Source organism: Ditibartonella choladocola, assembly GCF_002007565.1.
Taxonomy (GTDB): Bacteria; Pseudomonadota; Alphaproteobacteria; order Rhizobiales; family Rhizobiaceae; genus Bartonella; species Bartonella choladocola.
The window spans coordinates 2,187,493-2,203,205 of record NZ_CP015625.1 but is presented as its reverse complement, the minus strand read 5'-3'; the positions used below and the strand labels follow the sequence as shown (position 1 = coordinate 2,203,205).

Genomic DNA, 15,713 nt, shown 5'->3' with positions numbered 1-15,713 from the left:
TTGCCAAGGTTGCTGGATTTGAATGATTCCGAACACCGGAGCATTTCAGAAAACAAGGAAACTAATAAGGCGCTTCCTAAAAAAACAAAACCACACAGCCATCAATCACAAAAATAAATTATTGCCCCTTGAAAGTCATATCAATGTCTTCATCAAACAACCTAAATTGCCTAACATCTGTTCTCTCTAATAGAGTAACCCGTTCAGTCTTGTATGCCAGTGTCATGAGTATATCTTTGCTGATGCAACCTATTTTGGTTCAGGCGCAGGGTGTGACAGCAGACCCGAATGCAGGCGCGAATAATACACCGACCATTGGTGCCGCCCCCAATGGTGTCCCGCTGGTGGATATTGCAACGCCAAATGGGGCAGGGCTATCACACAACAAATATCATGACTTCAATGTAGCCAATCCCGGTTTGATCCTGAACAACCATAATGGCGAAGTCGGAACATCGCAGCTTGGCGGTGTTGTCCCCGGCAACCCGAACCTTCGCCAGTCCGGCTCTGCCTCGGTCATCCTCAATGAAGTGACAAGCGGAAACAGAACCGCCCTTGAAGGCCCGACAGAAGTGTTCGGTCGCAAGGCTGATGTGATTATTGCCAACCCCAATGGTATTACCTGTAATGGCTGTGGCTTTATCAATACACCGCGCGCGACATTGACGACCGGTATCCCGCAGATTGGCCTTGACGGCTCTCTGGCGGGCTTTGACGTTCGTGGTGGTGATGTCACCATTGGCGAGAGAGGTGCCAATCTGGCATCGGGCAAAGGCTCTGTTGATATATTCGACATTGTATCGCGTACTCTGCATCTTGATGGTGCCGTTGCCGGTCATGATATCGGCATTACAGCCGGTGCGGGCAAGTTTGATTATGCCTCGCGCGAGATGAAGGAACTCTATGATATTGCCGGTAAGCCGGAATATGCGATTGACGGTTCTGCGCTTGGTGCGTTGCAAGGTGATCGTATCAAGCTGATTGCGACAGAAAAAGGCGTTGGCGTTCGGATGCGTAACGACATGGCTGCCAATGCCGGCCAGCTGACACTTTCAGCCGATGGCAAGATCAGCATCAACAACGCCTCTGGCCGTGATGGTGTCAAGGTTGCAAGCCGCAGCAAAACAGTGACAGCCAAGAAGATCACATCGAAGAAGAATGTCGATATCAAGGCCAATGAGGGCATTACGATTGAAACAATCGGCGCAGATGGCGATTTGATGGTGGATTCCGGTGCAGATAATGTGGGACTAGCCGCTGCGGATATTAAAACAAATTCTAAAATTGGTATAGGCAGTGATGTAAACCTTAAAGCAGGCAACAATATAAGCCTCAAAAGTGGTTTTATGGCGACAAAACCTTCAACTGGTTCTGTTGCCTCGGAATCATCCACAATTAAGGCCGGTACTGGTGGATTTGATATAACCGTAAAGGGCAATACTGACCTCAAGGGTGGTATTATCAATAGTGACCAATTATCGACATCTTCTTATAAAACATCAAATGCGGATAAAGAACCAAATCAAAAACAAGCTGACAATATTTCAACTGGTGCAACACCATGGTCTGAAACTGAAAGCGCAAAAAAAGATGATACTGGAAACGTGAGCAGTTCAATTTCTGCTGGTGACGATATAAAAATTAAAGCTACCGGTGATGTGAATCTCAAAGGGGCAACCATTGATAGTCAAAAACAAACTGCGCCTTCAACCTATTGGTACGGCTTAAAACAGGCCGATGTCAATGTGCAGATTCCAAAGGATGTTCATCAATTAGATGATGCGCAACCTGATGAAAATAAATTGACATTTGAAATGGATAGGCACGTAAGTCTGACACCCTGAACAATATCCATCAGATAATAATTTCATAGCATAATGATTATTCGGACGGTTTACCGCTCCGTTTTTAGGAAAGGTCATACTCATGACAACCAACGATATGAGAAGCAAAATGATGTCAAGAACGCTTCATATGTTACATAAAAACACTAAAATTGCCCTTGCCGGTGTTATGAGTATTTCCTTGATGATGCAACCTATTTTGGTTCAGGCGCAGGGTGTGACAGCAGACCCGAATGCAGGCGCGAATAATACACCGACCATTGGTGCCGCCCCCAATGGTGTCCCGCTGGTGGATATTGCAACGCCAAATGGGGCAGGGCTATCACACAACAAATATCATGACTTCAATGTGGCCAATCCCGGTTTGATCCTGAACAACCATAATGGCGAAGTCGGAACATCGCAGCTTGGCGGTGTTGTCCCCGGCAACCCGAACCTTCGCCAATCCGGCTCTGCCTCGGTCATCCTCAATGAAGTGACAAGCGGAAACAGAACCGCCCTTGAAGGCCCGACAGAAGTGTTCGGTCGCAAGGCTGATGTGATTATTGCCAACCCCAATGGTATTACCTGTAATGGCTGTGGCTTTATCAATACACCGCGCGCGACATTGACGACCGGTATCCCGCAGATTGGCCTTGACGGCTCTCTGGCGGGCTTTGACGTTCGTGGTGGTGATGTCACCATTGGCGAGAGAGGTGCCAATCTGGCATCGGGCAAAGGCTCGGTTGATATATTCGACATTGTGTCGCGCACTGTGCATCTTGACGGTGCCGTTGCCGGTCATGATATCGGCATTACAGCCGGTGCGGGCAAGTTTGATTATGCCTCGCGCGAGATGAAGGAACTCTATGATATTGCCGGTAAGCCGGAATATGCGATTGACGGTTCTGCGCTTGGTGCGTTGCAAGGCGACCGTATCAAGCTGATTGCCACAGAAAAAGGCGTTGGCGTTCGGATGCGTAACGACATGGCTGCCAATGCCGGCCAGCTGACACTTTCAGCCGATGGCAAGATCAGCATCAACAACGCCTCTGGCCGTGATGGTGTCAAGGTTGCAAGCCGCAGCAAAACAGTGACAGCCAAGAAGATCACATCGAAGAAGAATGTCGAGATCAAAGCCAATGAGGGCATTACGATTGAGACAATCGGTGCAGATGGCGATTTGATGGTGGATTCCGGTGCAGGCTTGTTATCTGTTGAGGGTGATGCGATTGCCGGTGGTAAACTCGGTTTTAAATCGGGTGATACGATCAAGGCCGGTCAGGTTGCCTCTGGCAGTGACATGGATATTCAATCCACCAATGGCATTGATGTTCTGGTTGCTATTGCCGATGGTCAAGCCGATTTGCAGACTGCCAATGGCGATATTAACGTCAAGAATGGCGTCAAGGCCGGTGGCGGCGATCTGACAATCACTGCCAACAAAGGCTCGATTAACTCGGCGACCCTGATCAGCTTCAACAACATGACACTTCAAGCCGGCCAAGACCTCAATATCGTTGGAAACATAATTTCTTACGGAGATTTTATGGTGACATCGGCCAAAAGCGTTGAGTATGATCGCCTATTTGCTCATAAGAATGCAACTATCAATTCTTATGATACGCTGTTCAACGCCTCATTAGTTGGTCAAACAGCAACTTTTAAAGGCAATTATGTAGAAGGTAATAGCATCATTGCCGGTATTGATTTTGATGCCTCGCAGAAGTCAGTCGATGGCTCCATGCATCTGCATCAAGACGGCAAAATCATTATAAACGTCAATGATGAAGTCAATGCGGGTGCGCTTATCAGTTCCGGCGACATCACAATTGATGCCATCAATGATATTTATTATGACGATTTACGTGCTTATGGTTCTGCTGACCTTACATCAACGCAAGGTGAAATCAGCTATACAAATTCAACAATTGCTGCCGGAGACATTACATTTTCAGCGCAAAATCTTGATTTTAAAAATGATAGGGCAAAAGTTGAAGCAAGCGGAACACTCACGCTCAATGCCAAGACAATTGATGTTTCCAATAGCACAATGGTTTATGGCGGCATCACACTGAATGCCTCTAATAGTTTAATTGTAACCAATGTCGGAATGATGGCTGTGAACGCCAATGGCGGTTCAGGCAATATCAAAATAACTGTGCCGAATTTCATTGCTGACGAAAAAGCAGAAATTGTCGCGTCAAATGACCTTTATATCGATGCAACTACAATTACCAATGCTGGCCAATTGGCCGCGTCACACAATTTTCTCCTCAAGGCAAAAGGCGATCTTACAAATAGTGCAAGTGGTCTGATGTATGCAGGAAACAATGGTTATGTCCTAGTTAATGGCAATGCAGTGAATAGCTTTGGCGCAATTATGGCTAAAAATGATCTGTATTTTTCCAATTATAATGGTGATGGCAAAAGTTTATCGCTGACCAATAAGGCTGGCCTTATTCAATCAGGTCAAGACCTGCTTATCCAGACTAAAACATTGACAAACGAAGCCAATAGCGTGCCAACCGTTTATAAAACACATGGAGAAAACCATTTTGGGTTTAATCTACCAGCTAAATATGACCAACTCGGTGCTTATGGCTATGGAAACACCCTGTTCTACGATTCAAAATATGGAACCTATGGTGCTGGTCGCAAAAAGAAAAAAGATGGCGGCTTACTCCACGGTGACAAGAATGAATACCGTGTAAAATTGCCTCTTTATAGCAGCAAAGAAGAAGCATTCAGTTCAATTACATTGCCAAATGGTGATTATTATCGTGCCGACAATTGGGTATTTCGCGATCAGAAACACAGTGGGCGTATTACACGCTGGGATTTGAATCAAAACGCCTCTATGGGTTATAACGTTGATACAGAGTATTTTACCAATGCGCCTACCATCACCGGTCTTATTCAAGCCGGTAATGATATGAACCTTGAAGTAGATACACTGAACAATAGTTTCAGTGATATTGAAGCTGGAAACGATATTACGATTGTTGCGGGAACAATCAACAATCTCGGTATTTCCAGAAACAAATATGAGTATGTAACCTGTAATGCTGCGGCCTCAAATTGCATGGGCTATAACGCAGATGGCACACGCAATGCCTCAAAAGATATTGCCAAAGGCCAGGCCGGTGAAGTTAAAGTTACTGCTCTTGAAACTTTGTCTTCGACAATCAAGGCTGGCGGTGACCTCAACATTGCTGCAACAACCCTTAATAATAGTGCCGCTGAAGGTGCTATGACCGGTTCGGCCAAATTCGAAGCTGTAACATCGAAAGGCAATCCTTTAAGCGCTCTTGATGGCATGACAGCTGGTGGCGCGCTCTTTACACCTTCTATTGACTTAAAAGCAGGCAATGGGCTTGCCGATCAAACTCTTATAACACCAAAACCTAATTCTGGTGGTTTTGGTGGTACGTTGCCCAACCAGTATTTTGTTTATGAAACACGCGCATCGTTCCTTGATGTCGGCAAATTCTATGGATCAGCTTATTATCTCACCCGTATTGGTTATAAGCCAGACAGAACCATTCTGTTTATGGGTGATGCCTATTTCGAAAATCAGCTGATTGACAAGCAAATGCGCGATCTGGTCGGTCAAGGCCTTGGAAAAGGCTCATTTGTGCCAGGCAATGATGCTGTTACACAGATGAAAAATTTGCTTGAAGCAGGTGCTGACTATTCGCAAAATAATAACTTGAAATTTGGTGAGCCATTATCTCCTGAACAGGTCGCAAATCTCGATCAATCCATTGTTATTTACGTCAAGCAGACATTGAACGGACAGGAAGTTTTTGCACCTGTCGTTTATATTGCAGCAAAAGATAAAGAAAATTTGACAGCGAGTGGTGCGCGCTTGCAAGGTCAAGATGTCAATATCAATGTTGATAATTTGACCAATTCAGGCTTGGTTGCTTCAAATGCCAACCTTGTTGTTAAGGCAACCGACATTGTTGGTAGAGGCGGTGCTTTTGCTGCCGATGGCAACATCTTGCTGGCCGCAACAAACAGCATCCAACTCAATGCCGGTACAACATCATTGAACGGCAATGCCGCAATACTGCCGACAAAAGCAGTTGATGCCGGTCAAAGAGCCGTCATCAGTGCTGATAAGAATGTTGATCTCAATGGCGTTGATGTCAAAGCAGGTGAAAGCCTTGGAATTTACGGCGAAAACGTCAATATCGGTTCACAAAAATCAAAAACTGCCAATGGCACAGATGTCCTAAGGGGTTCAAATATTGAAGCCGCTAAGGATCTTCAGGTCAAAGCAGATCAAGATATTAATGTTTCTGGAAGCAAAATTAAAGCTGGCGAAAATCTTGCCATGTCTGCCGATAAGGGCAACTTGGTCATCCAGTCAGAAGCTGCACAAAGCAAACATGCAAATTCTACCTCCACAACACAGCATAAGTCCGAAATAACATCAGGTGCTGATATGTCCCTGTCGGCCGATAAAAATGCAGTCATTGCAGGTTCCGATGTCAAATCGGGCGGCAACATGCACATTGAAGCTGGTGAGAGTGTTGCAATCATTGCAACACAAGATAAGCAAGATAGCCGTTATGGCCGACTCTCCACATCGACAACAATAAATCAGGCTTCTTCCGTTTCGGCAGGTGAAAGTCTTGGCATCAATGCCGGTAAGGACATTCTTATTGGTGCATCCGATCTCAAAGCTGAAAAGAATATCGGTATTCAAGCTGGTGGCGACATTACAGTCACTGCAATGGCCGATAGCTATGAAGAACATTCATCAGCCAAAAAATACAAAATGAATTTGGAATCCACCACACAGGTCGGTTCATCCATTACAGCCGGTGGCAATATCACTGCAATTGCCGGTCAAGATGGTGAAGCCCATGATCTGAATATTATTGGGAGTTCCATAGAAGCTGGTGGTAAAGTTGGTCTAAAAGCCAGTAATGATGTGAATATTCTGGCTGCGGAAGACACTTATCATAAAGATGTCAAACAGAAGTCTGGAAAAGGTGGCATTTTAGGCAAAAAGAAAAGTTCACAATCAAGCACTGATGCTGAATTTTCTGTAGGCTCCCACATATCAGGTGATGATGGCGTGACCATTATATCCGAAAACAATACAACAATTGCCGGTTCATCATTGATCGCCGGTACAGAAGATAAAAAAGCCGACATCAACATCAAGGCTGGAAGCAATATTATTATTTCTTCTGTAACGGAAAATGTAGCTACCAGCAGCAGTAAAAGCTCTAAAGGCTTTATGAGCAGCAGCAGTAAGAAAAATACGTCTTACGATGAATTTACCGTATCATCTAATTTAGGTGCTTCTGGTGATATTAATCTAAATGCTGGCGATCATATTGCCATTGCTGGTTCTAATATTCATGCAGTCAATGATGTTAATATGGAAGGTAGCAGTGTTTCAATTATTGGAGCGCAAGAAAATCATGCTGCATCATCTAGCAAAAGTAAATCAGGATGGGGCGTTGGCTCTGGTGATGGATTCTATTCTATCTATGGTAAAGAAGGCAAAAAGCAAAATGTTGAAGCGACTATAAATGTCGGTTCAGAAATATCCGCAGGGCATGATGTCAATATAACCGCGCGTGATACAGACGTAAATATTGTAGGATCGAATGTTACTGCGCAAAATGACATAAACCTTGATGCAGCAAGAAACATCAATATCTTGCCCGGCAAAGAGAGCCATTCACAAAGTGAAACAAAAACCAAATCGGGCATAGGTGTGCAAGTCTCCCATAGTGAAACGGGTGCATCTATTGGTTTGGGCTATAATAAAACAAAAGACTCCAAATCAGGTGATGCCTCAACCAATGCAAAATCTGGTTTAAGAGCAGGTAACGATGTCAACATGAAAGCTGGCAATGATGTCAACATACAGGCATCAGATGTCAGTGCTATGCGAGACGTTAATATCCACGCAGAAAATGATGTAAATCTTCTCGCAGCTAATGATGTAACCAATTACAAAGAAGTCCATGAAAAGCTTTTTGCAGGTATTACATTATCCGTAGAAAGCGGTACTTTGCAGGGTATCCAAAGCATCAACAATGCCATTGATAACTTTAATAAAGCTGGCACTGACAAAAACGGGCTTTTAAATATTACTGCTGGTGTAATCAATGGTACGAACGCTTATGGTAAATTAAACGGTGCTTATCAGGATTCTAAATATTTCATAGGTAAAGGTGGCACATACGAGAATGAAAAAGCTGGTTTTTTTGACCCTTTAAAAGATCAATATAATAAAATGAATGGCGCTAGCATTTTTGAAAAAGGTAATTTTATTAGCGGATCTCTTACCGTAGGCTTCAATAAATTAAAAACCGAAAACTCCATGTCCACATCAACGCCTGTTGTTACAACAATTGAAGGTGGACGTTCCGTCAATATCGAAGCGGAAAAAGGTGATATAACTGGTGTTGGAGTCCAGATTGCAGCAGGTACAAATCAAATATGGGATGTTGTTGATGACGACAAAGCTGGTGATATTACTTTAACAGCTGGAAAAAATATCAATCTTATCAGCGCACAGGCAACCCAAAATACTAAAGGTAAAACCTCGTCATCTGGTTTAAGTGTAGGTATTGATCAAACAACTATGCCAACAATGAGTGGTCATTATAGCAAAGGTAATTCAAAGGGAGATAGTACCACGCATGTGAATAGTCATATTCTTGCTACTGGTGATGTAACACTTAAATCAGGAAATGATACAAACCTAAAAGGAGCTGTCGTATCAGGCGATAGTGTTAAGGCTGAAATTGGTGGAAATCTCAATATAGAAAGTCTTCAAGATACCGCAAAAACACATAGTCGATCAGATACAGTTTCTCTTACTGTTGGGAAAAACAATGTTGGTGGTGGATGGCAATATAATAAATCAAAAAGTGATTTTGCCAGTGTTGGTGAACAATCAGGTATTAAAGCCGGTGACGGAGGTTTTGATATAACAGTTAAAGGCAATACTGATCTTAAAGGTGCTGTCATTAGTAGTACAGCCGATCCTAAAAACAACACTCTTGATACTGGTACATTAACAACCAGTGACATAGAAAATTATGCAGAAGCCAGTGCTGAGACGGGTGGCATTGTATTACCGTATGGAGCCTTATCTCAAGGAAAATATGGAATTGGGAAAACAATCATCGGAAATTTAAGCAACAGTGCTAAAGCGGATGAATCTAACGATAGCATGACTAAATCTGCTATAAGTGAAGGAACAATAGTTATTCGTGATGATAACAAGCAGATTGATTTGACAGGCCAGGATGCTTCTCAAACAATTGCTATGCTTAATCGCGACACAAATAATGCCCACACACCTATAGAAAAAATAGACGTAGCTAAATTAGAAAAACAAGTTGCTGAAGAAGTTGCTCTTAAGCAAATGATCTTCAACGAGTTAATTAAATATTCGGATGATGCTTACGATACCATGTTCAATAAAGACCATCCTTTGATGGTACTTGTAAGAGATAAAGATGGAAACATTGAAATAGATGAAACGAAGCCCGGTCAAATACCTAAAATGCGACCTGCAACGCCTGAAGAAATAGAAAATATGAAAGCATCTCCTGATGGTATCATTAGATTAAGTGCAAATGGTATTTTCAACGATATTGATGGAGCAGCCAAATATGCAAATCAACATGCAGGGCAAAATGATGGACCAATTTATTTCCAATTCTTTCCCAAGACAGATTCATTCTTAGCTGAACTCATGGTTGCCAGTTATCAAAAGGTTCTGGAAAATGAATTTTGGGGTATGACGAAATCTGGCGAAGCTATTCAAGGGATATTAGAAAAATATGGTAAAAGTGGCTTGGACATTTATGCTCATAGCCGTGGAGCAATGACGGTCTATAACGCAATGGCAACATTGAATAAGCAAGGGAATGAAGGAGTTTTATCTGGTACAGATATTCATTACTTTGGCCCGGCTGCTAATGCTCAACAAACAGCTAACTTGTTAAATCGTTTAAGTGATGGTGCCAAAGACAGCATGACACTTCAGCTTCATAAATGGGATTTTGTTGGTAGAACAATTGGCGGCAATCCTGCCACTATGTTTACAGTTCCCCCTGGAAGCAATCCTATCAAGGAATGGATTAATATGTTTACAGGTGATTATTCTATTCATAGTTGTTACGGCAGTGGACAGCCTGGATGTGGCGGTGATTATGGTTCATCAAAAACTATAACAATCAAAGCCCGCTAAAGCATAATTTAAAGGATAAATAGAATGTTACCAAAAAATATTATGGTATTATTGATATTTGCAGTCGGTTTAACAGGCTGTGACACATCAAGAATGTTCCAACCTCCTCCTACGACTGAAGAATGGTATATTAAACCGGGTGTAAATATAGATGGCGTAAAAATGGCTCTTAAACAATGTGGCTATAAAAGAGACAATCCTAATCTATCTAGCGATTATAGACTAAATGAAATGTTCAGGGTTCAATATTGTATGGAGGATAAGGGCTTCGTTACGCGCAATGGTAAAACAGCCCGTTATGGTTGCCAAAATAATGCACGTTTTGATGGAAATAGGCTGCCAATTTGTCATTCAAGAGGTGCTTATAACTAAGTACAGGCCATAACTGGCCTGTGCTAATAAAAAGGGACATATTATGAGTGTCCCTATTAATGTAGGTAATCACTTAAGTAATCCCGTATAAAAAATGCAATTCATACCTTGAGTGTAATTATCTAAACGGAGAATTCGATCATGATTATCAACAAAAACACGTAATTCACATGACCCCATTTTTGTCATGCCGTTCGTTTGATGATGCATAACACGCCGCCAGTAATAATATCTTTCTCCATTATCCTTTGTTGCAATTTCACCTGTTCCTAATCTGGCATTCATTTCACTAATATCGTGTCCTTGCCACTTCGATTGGAGTTCAGGTGAAAATTTGTAGAGCGAAACACACCCACAAAAACATAATAAGATTGGGATTGCCCAAATTAATTTTGGCATAATATTAAACACCTTCTTAATACAAAAAACACTGCTATTATACAGATATTGTATAACTTAAACAAATAGATAATTAAATTAACAGCTACTTTTATGGAGAACCATTCATGAATAAATACTGCTCAAAAATCATAGCTATAGGATCATGTGTGATATTTGCATCTAGCATGGCATCCGCGCAAATGCTTAAAAATGACTCCTCTGACATTTCATCAACTAATGAAGCTGTAAACAACGAAATAAGTGTAAAAAAATATAATGATTGGAATGTCCGCTGTGTAACGATGAACCCACAAAATAAAGATAATCAAGTACCACAATGCGAAATCCTTCGTATTGCTCAAATGCAGGAAGCTGATATAGCCGTTACCATTCTGACAATATCATTGACAATGGTTCCGGATGAAAACGGCAAGCAACAGGTCGCTATGACAAATATAGGCCCACTCAACATATACCTGCCTGAACAGCTTGAGTATCAAATCGATGGAAAAACAGTGCTAAAAACACCTTTCAACACATGCAATCAGGCTGGGTGCTGGTCACAACAATTATTGGACAAAGAAACATTGAATGCACTTAGAAAAGGCAAAATAGCTCAAGCAAAATTCCGTATGATTAACGGGCAACCCGCAACAGTCGAATTTACACTGAAAGGCATTTCCGCTGCGCTCGATGAATTAGGCAAAAATGCCAAATAACAATTGGCATTTACACCTAATCATTCCTCAATGATCGGTAAGGGCAGCGAGATAAGAAATGTCACGCCGCCCATGTCATTATCCATGACTTTAATGCTGCCATTGTGCATTTCAACAACGGCCTGAACAAAAGACAGGCCGATCCCAAAGCCGGAAACATTGTCATTGCCCTTTAAACGAACAAAAGGCAGAAATATTTCAGCTTTTTGGTTATCAGGTATCCCTTTGCCATTATCTTCAACCGTAATCACCGCTGCGTTGGCTTGGTTTTTAACCGTAAGCCTTGCTGTATCAGCCCCATATTTGGCAGCATTATTAAGCAAGTTTTCTAAAACCAAATCCATAAACTTGGGATCGATATAAATCGATTCCAGCTTAATATCCGTTTCTATCGATATATGATAATCTGGATGGTCATTGACCCTTTCAATAACACGATCAATCCATGAAGATGTATCGACCATTTCCCTATTTAAAGTCATCGTAGTATGGCTGGCGCGTGCATAAGCCAGAACAGCATCTGATAGCTTTCCCATATGATCAACATTGTTATATAGCTTCGTCAAATAATCTGATTTTTCTTGTTTTTCAGCCTGTTCCAGTAAAGTTATTTCGAGCTTCATTCTGGCTAATGGAGTGCGAAATTCATGCGCCATGCCTCTCAACATATCTTTGTTCTTCATAATCATATTTTCTAAGCGCGCGGCCATTAAATTAATAACAGAGCGCATATTCATTAAGCTAGGTGATTGCAAAGGCGGTATTCGCTTATTTAAATGGCCATCTCCAAGTTGCTCAACAACATGAATTATATTCTGCAATTCTTTCTGATGTCTTTTACGCAATTGGATGGTAATAATTGTACTTAACAAAGCAGAAAACATCAAAAGTGCGAAGACCTTGAATCGCCCGCTCTCTCGCAAATTGTTAAAGGACATAGGTCCGATCATTATCATGCGCTGATCAGGTGCATATGCATAAAGCACTGCATTCGGCTTATCATAACCGATCGAATAGGACTGTAATTGTTCTATAACCTTATCAGGCAACGGAATATCATCCGATGTAATATCTAAAGGTACAATAAAACGCTTCATAAGGCGGGCTTTTGAAGTTTCAAAAGCTTCATTCGGGTGAGTTTCCAAGTCATCACGCAAATATGTGATCAACGGCAGAAATTCCTGCCGCTCTGCCTCAATCGTATCCATAATGCCTGTCAACGAAGTCGGCAGCATATAATAAACGCTAAAAACTAGAAAGAATATAACGCCTTGTAAAATCCATACGCTGATGAAATAAACGATATAATTATCGAAAAAGCCTTTTCCACGCATCTTTTTCATTTATCTTTATTCTCAAGCGGCAAATTATATGCATAAATATAACCGATACCACGCTTACTCACAATCTCCCCGCAGTTTCCCGAACGCGATTTTAGTTTCTGATTAAGCCGATTGACGGCTACGTCAACACTGCGGTCCTCCGGCGAATAAGGCTTACCAAGGACTGTTTCTGATAAATAATCCCGATCTAGAGCAATATTGATCTTGGTTGCAAACAAATACAATAACACCTTTTCATTCGATGTTAGGGGCAAAGGAACGCCATCAATCGTTGCTTCTTTAGTATCAGGATCAATCGTCAATGAACCAATGCGGAGAAAATTCTTTTCACTTTCAATCGAAAGATTTTGTCGATTTGATAAAGCTTCTGCCATTAATCGGCGCATTTTAGACTCAATTCTCGAAACAAGAACCTTTGGATCTTCTAGTTTACTGATATAACTGTCAGCGTCTACGCCAAATCCAATAATCTGATCTTGATTATCATCATAAGACGTATAAATGAAGATTGCGCCATGAAAATGTGGACGAATAGCTTCGCATATTTCCAAACCGGATTTACCCGGCAAACCAATATCGAGAATAATCAAATCAGGTTTGAAGTCATGAATAATTTCTTCTGCCGTATTTCCTCTGTGATGAACCTTAATCTCATATGGTAAGCACTTCAACAGCGCCATTAAGCCATCAGCCAATTCAACATCATCTTCAACAATGAGAATTTTACCTGACATATTGTCTCCTCCCAGTTAGGATTTGGCAATTACAGCTAAAACAAACAATCATGTCAATTATTTAAACGATTAGATTAAAAAAAGTATATGATTTTTGTGATGGAGTATGAAAAAATTATGTTATTAAGGTCGTTCATAAAAAAAACTACTATAAAATACTTGGTTTATAAGATTTGTTTTTAAATATAGCATTATCAGGCTTAAACGCCTGATTTTTTGAAATATCAATGGCTTACGCTCTCGTTTGCCTCCGGTGGGAAAAAGGGGGCTCTCTTTTTCACACTAACTTAAGTGACAACGAATTTATAAGAGAGCTTATCGCAACGATTGAAAAGTGGGAAAGGTTAAACGAAATTGACCTTGCCCCCCCCATTTATCCCCACTTATAAGTTAGCAATGATCCTGTTTTGACGTGCTCCCTTTTGTAACCTCATCCAGAACTGGAATTTCCGATTTTCAAGTCACTCTGGCCGGAAGACAAGTCAAAGAGATTCGGCAGTGATATCGGTGACTTATTGCCAATAGCACTGTGAGAGCGGTATTCATTATAGTCTCTATGCCAATTGTGTCAAAGGGCATCAAGTCTGATCAGCAAAAAGCGCAACCGATTGTTCTATGGTACTGGTGGATAATTTGCCATTAATAGCATTTTCGAGATCGATATCAGAGGAATCATCTGTTATTAATCCAATTGACTTGTCATTCAGATATTTTTTCTCAAAATCATTTAAAATATCGGCAATTGTCTTGACATTAAGACCATAGAGATTGTGATTAAACATATAAAAATACAAATCGATGAGAGGTGAATGTGATTTGATTTTTTGAATATCTGCATTCTCCAATCCGTGGCCAGTCATAACCAATATCTGGTATGTACCATCAAGCTTTGATGTAACAAAAAGCAATTTGTCAAATCCATATGTCTGGCAAAGGCTTGAGAAATCATTTGATATTTTATGTGGCTCTTCAATCATGACAACAATTGATTTCGCCAAAACTGTACAAAGTCCATTACCTTTATGCAGTTCATCAATCAAACCTTCACTGAAGCCTCTTGGCATATTAATTGTTTTAGATTTGATAAATGAAGTTGGGGTTGCCGCTCGATAAGGAGGGAAACCAGAATAGATATACAGCAATGAAGTCAGGCCATAAGCCGAAAATACTTTTGCTGTTAAATTCATGGCTGTTATAAGGGAATGCTTCTCTTTCAATCGATCAAAGACATCTATTGATATCATAACAAGTCCTCCCGTGTTATGAAATCCTAAATCAAACCATAAAAAACCGCCAGGGCTATTGCGTGGCTTTTTGTTTTGGCATCAAGTTTATGCATGGCTGCGAGAACATGTAAACGAACAGCGGATTCAGAAATCCCCATTTTTTCATTAACTTCTGCGTTTTTCAGTCCATGAGCAAAATATCGTAAAACATCACGCTGCTTATTTGTAAGTTTAATATTTTGCGGATTACGGATATCCCACTTTTTAAAATTATGGGCAACAGCCTCGGTCATCATGTAAGAAATCATCTGAATGAGTGGTTTATCATTGTCAGCATCTTCAATGGAACCGGGTTCTGGATCAGTACGGTACGCCAAAAAATTTGACGATTGCTGACCAAATAAATGACGATTGCTGACCAAATAAATTATGAGTACATGATATGCCAAGAGTAAATTTTGTATCATTGAGGTAGGAAACAACCCGCGCATATTTGGGGTCTTTGAGTAAAGGCGTTATTGAAGATTCATCTTTATACGACCATGAAAAAACGCCATTACGCTTCATTTGCAATTCGTATACCGGATCAGAATCGAAATAATTTTCATTGACCCAAGTATCAACAAAATCGGAAGGTGCACCAACCGCATTTGTATAAGCTGGAACCAGAATCTTGCCTTCAAAATTTTTAAAATGAGGCACATAGGTAAAGGCACAAGAATCATATCCTAAAGGTTCTAAAAATTCTTTGCTTGTGTTAAATGCTTCATCTATTGAGATACCGGGACGAAAAGCACCATCAAATTGTTCAAAGATATCTGTCGTCATGATAAGCCTCATGTATAATAAAATCAGATATGGAAATCAGAGTTCCAC

The 15,713-nt window shown here is 41.1% G+C and carries 9 protein-coding genes and 1 pseudogene; 4 read left to right on the top strand and 6 right to left on the bottom strand.

Features of this window, described 5'->3' with window-relative positions:
• Positions 1-143 precede the first annotated feature (143 nt).
• The 3 genes and pseudogenes from BBC0122_RS13405 to BBC0122_RS09680 form a co-directional block, all read left to right on the top strand.
• Positions 144-1,232, top strand: a pseudogene (locus BBC0122_RS13405) (filamentous hemagglutinin N-terminal domain-containing protein); the annotation flags it as partial.
• Positions 1,233-1,953: 721 nt separating this feature from the next.
• Complete coding sequence (locus BBC0122_RS09685; protein WP_472255906.1) at positions 1,954-10,062, top strand: hemagglutinin repeat-containing protein; 8,109 nt, start codon at positions 1,954-1,956, stop codon at positions 10,060-10,062.
• A gap of 24 nt (positions 10,063-10,086) precedes the next feature.
• Positions 10,087-10,434, top strand: coding sequence for a hypothetical protein (locus tag BBC0122_RS09680; protein ID WP_077993383.1), 348 nt, complete (start codon positions 10,087-10,089; stop codon positions 10,432-10,434).
• A gap of 69 nt (positions 10,435-10,503) precedes the next feature.
• Here the strand turns inward: BBC0122_RS09680 and BBC0122_RS09675 are convergent, their stop codons facing one another.
• Entirely contained in the window at positions 10,504-10,833 is a 330-nt protein-coding gene (locus BBC0122_RS09675) for a hypothetical protein (RefSeq protein ID WP_149866682.1), read from the bottom strand.
• A gap of 107 nt (positions 10,834-10,940) precedes the next feature.
• Here BBC0122_RS09675 and BBC0122_RS09670 point away from each other — a divergent pair, with 107 nt between their 5' ends.
• On the top strand, positions 10,941-11,534 hold the full coding sequence (locus tag BBC0122_RS09670; RefSeq protein WP_077993381.1) for an invasion associated locus B family protein: 594 nt from the start codon (positions 10,941-10,943) through the stop codon (positions 11,532-11,534).
• Positions 11,535-11,554: 20 nt separating this feature from the next.
• Here BBC0122_RS09670 and BBC0122_RS09665 read toward each other — a convergent pair whose 3' ends face one another.
• The 5 genes from BBC0122_RS09665 to BBC0122_RS09645 all read right to left on the bottom strand — a co-directional run bounded on the left by BBC0122_RS09665 (position 11,555) and on the right by BBC0122_RS09645 (position 15,665).
• Positions 11,555-12,877: a sensor histidine kinase gene (locus tag BBC0122_RS09665; RefSeq protein ID WP_077993379.1), complete on the bottom strand. Its 1,323-nt coding sequence runs from the start codon at positions 12,875-12,877 to the stop codon at positions 11,555-11,557.
• Positions 12,874-13,611 (bottom strand): response regulator, encoded by a 738-nt coding sequence (locus tag BBC0122_RS09660; RefSeq protein ID WP_077993377.1) that lies wholly within the window; start codon positions 13,609-13,611, stop codon positions 12,874-12,876. Before BBC0122_RS09660 ends, BBC0122_RS09665 begins: the two co-directional genes overlap by 4 nt.
• Positions 13,612-14,189: 578 nt before the next feature.
• A complete protein-coding gene (locus tag BBC0122_RS09655; protein ID WP_077993376.1) occupies positions 14,190-14,855 on the bottom strand; it encodes a hypothetical protein in 666 nt (221 codons plus the stop codon).
• Positions 14,856-14,881: 26 nt separating this feature from the next.
• Positions 14,882-15,214: a response regulator transcription factor gene (locus BBC0122_RS09650; RefSeq protein ID WP_188318028.1), complete on the bottom strand. Its 333-nt coding sequence runs from the start codon at positions 15,212-15,214 to the stop codon at positions 14,882-14,884.
• Positions 15,198-15,665 (bottom strand): autoinducer binding domain-containing protein, encoded by a 468-nt coding sequence (locus tag BBC0122_RS09645; protein ID WP_188318027.1) that lies wholly within the window; start codon positions 15,663-15,665, stop codon positions 15,198-15,200. The genes BBC0122_RS09650 and BBC0122_RS09645 overlap by 17 nt, the downstream gene beginning before the upstream one ends.
• Positions 15,666-15,713: the final 48 nt, after the last annotated feature.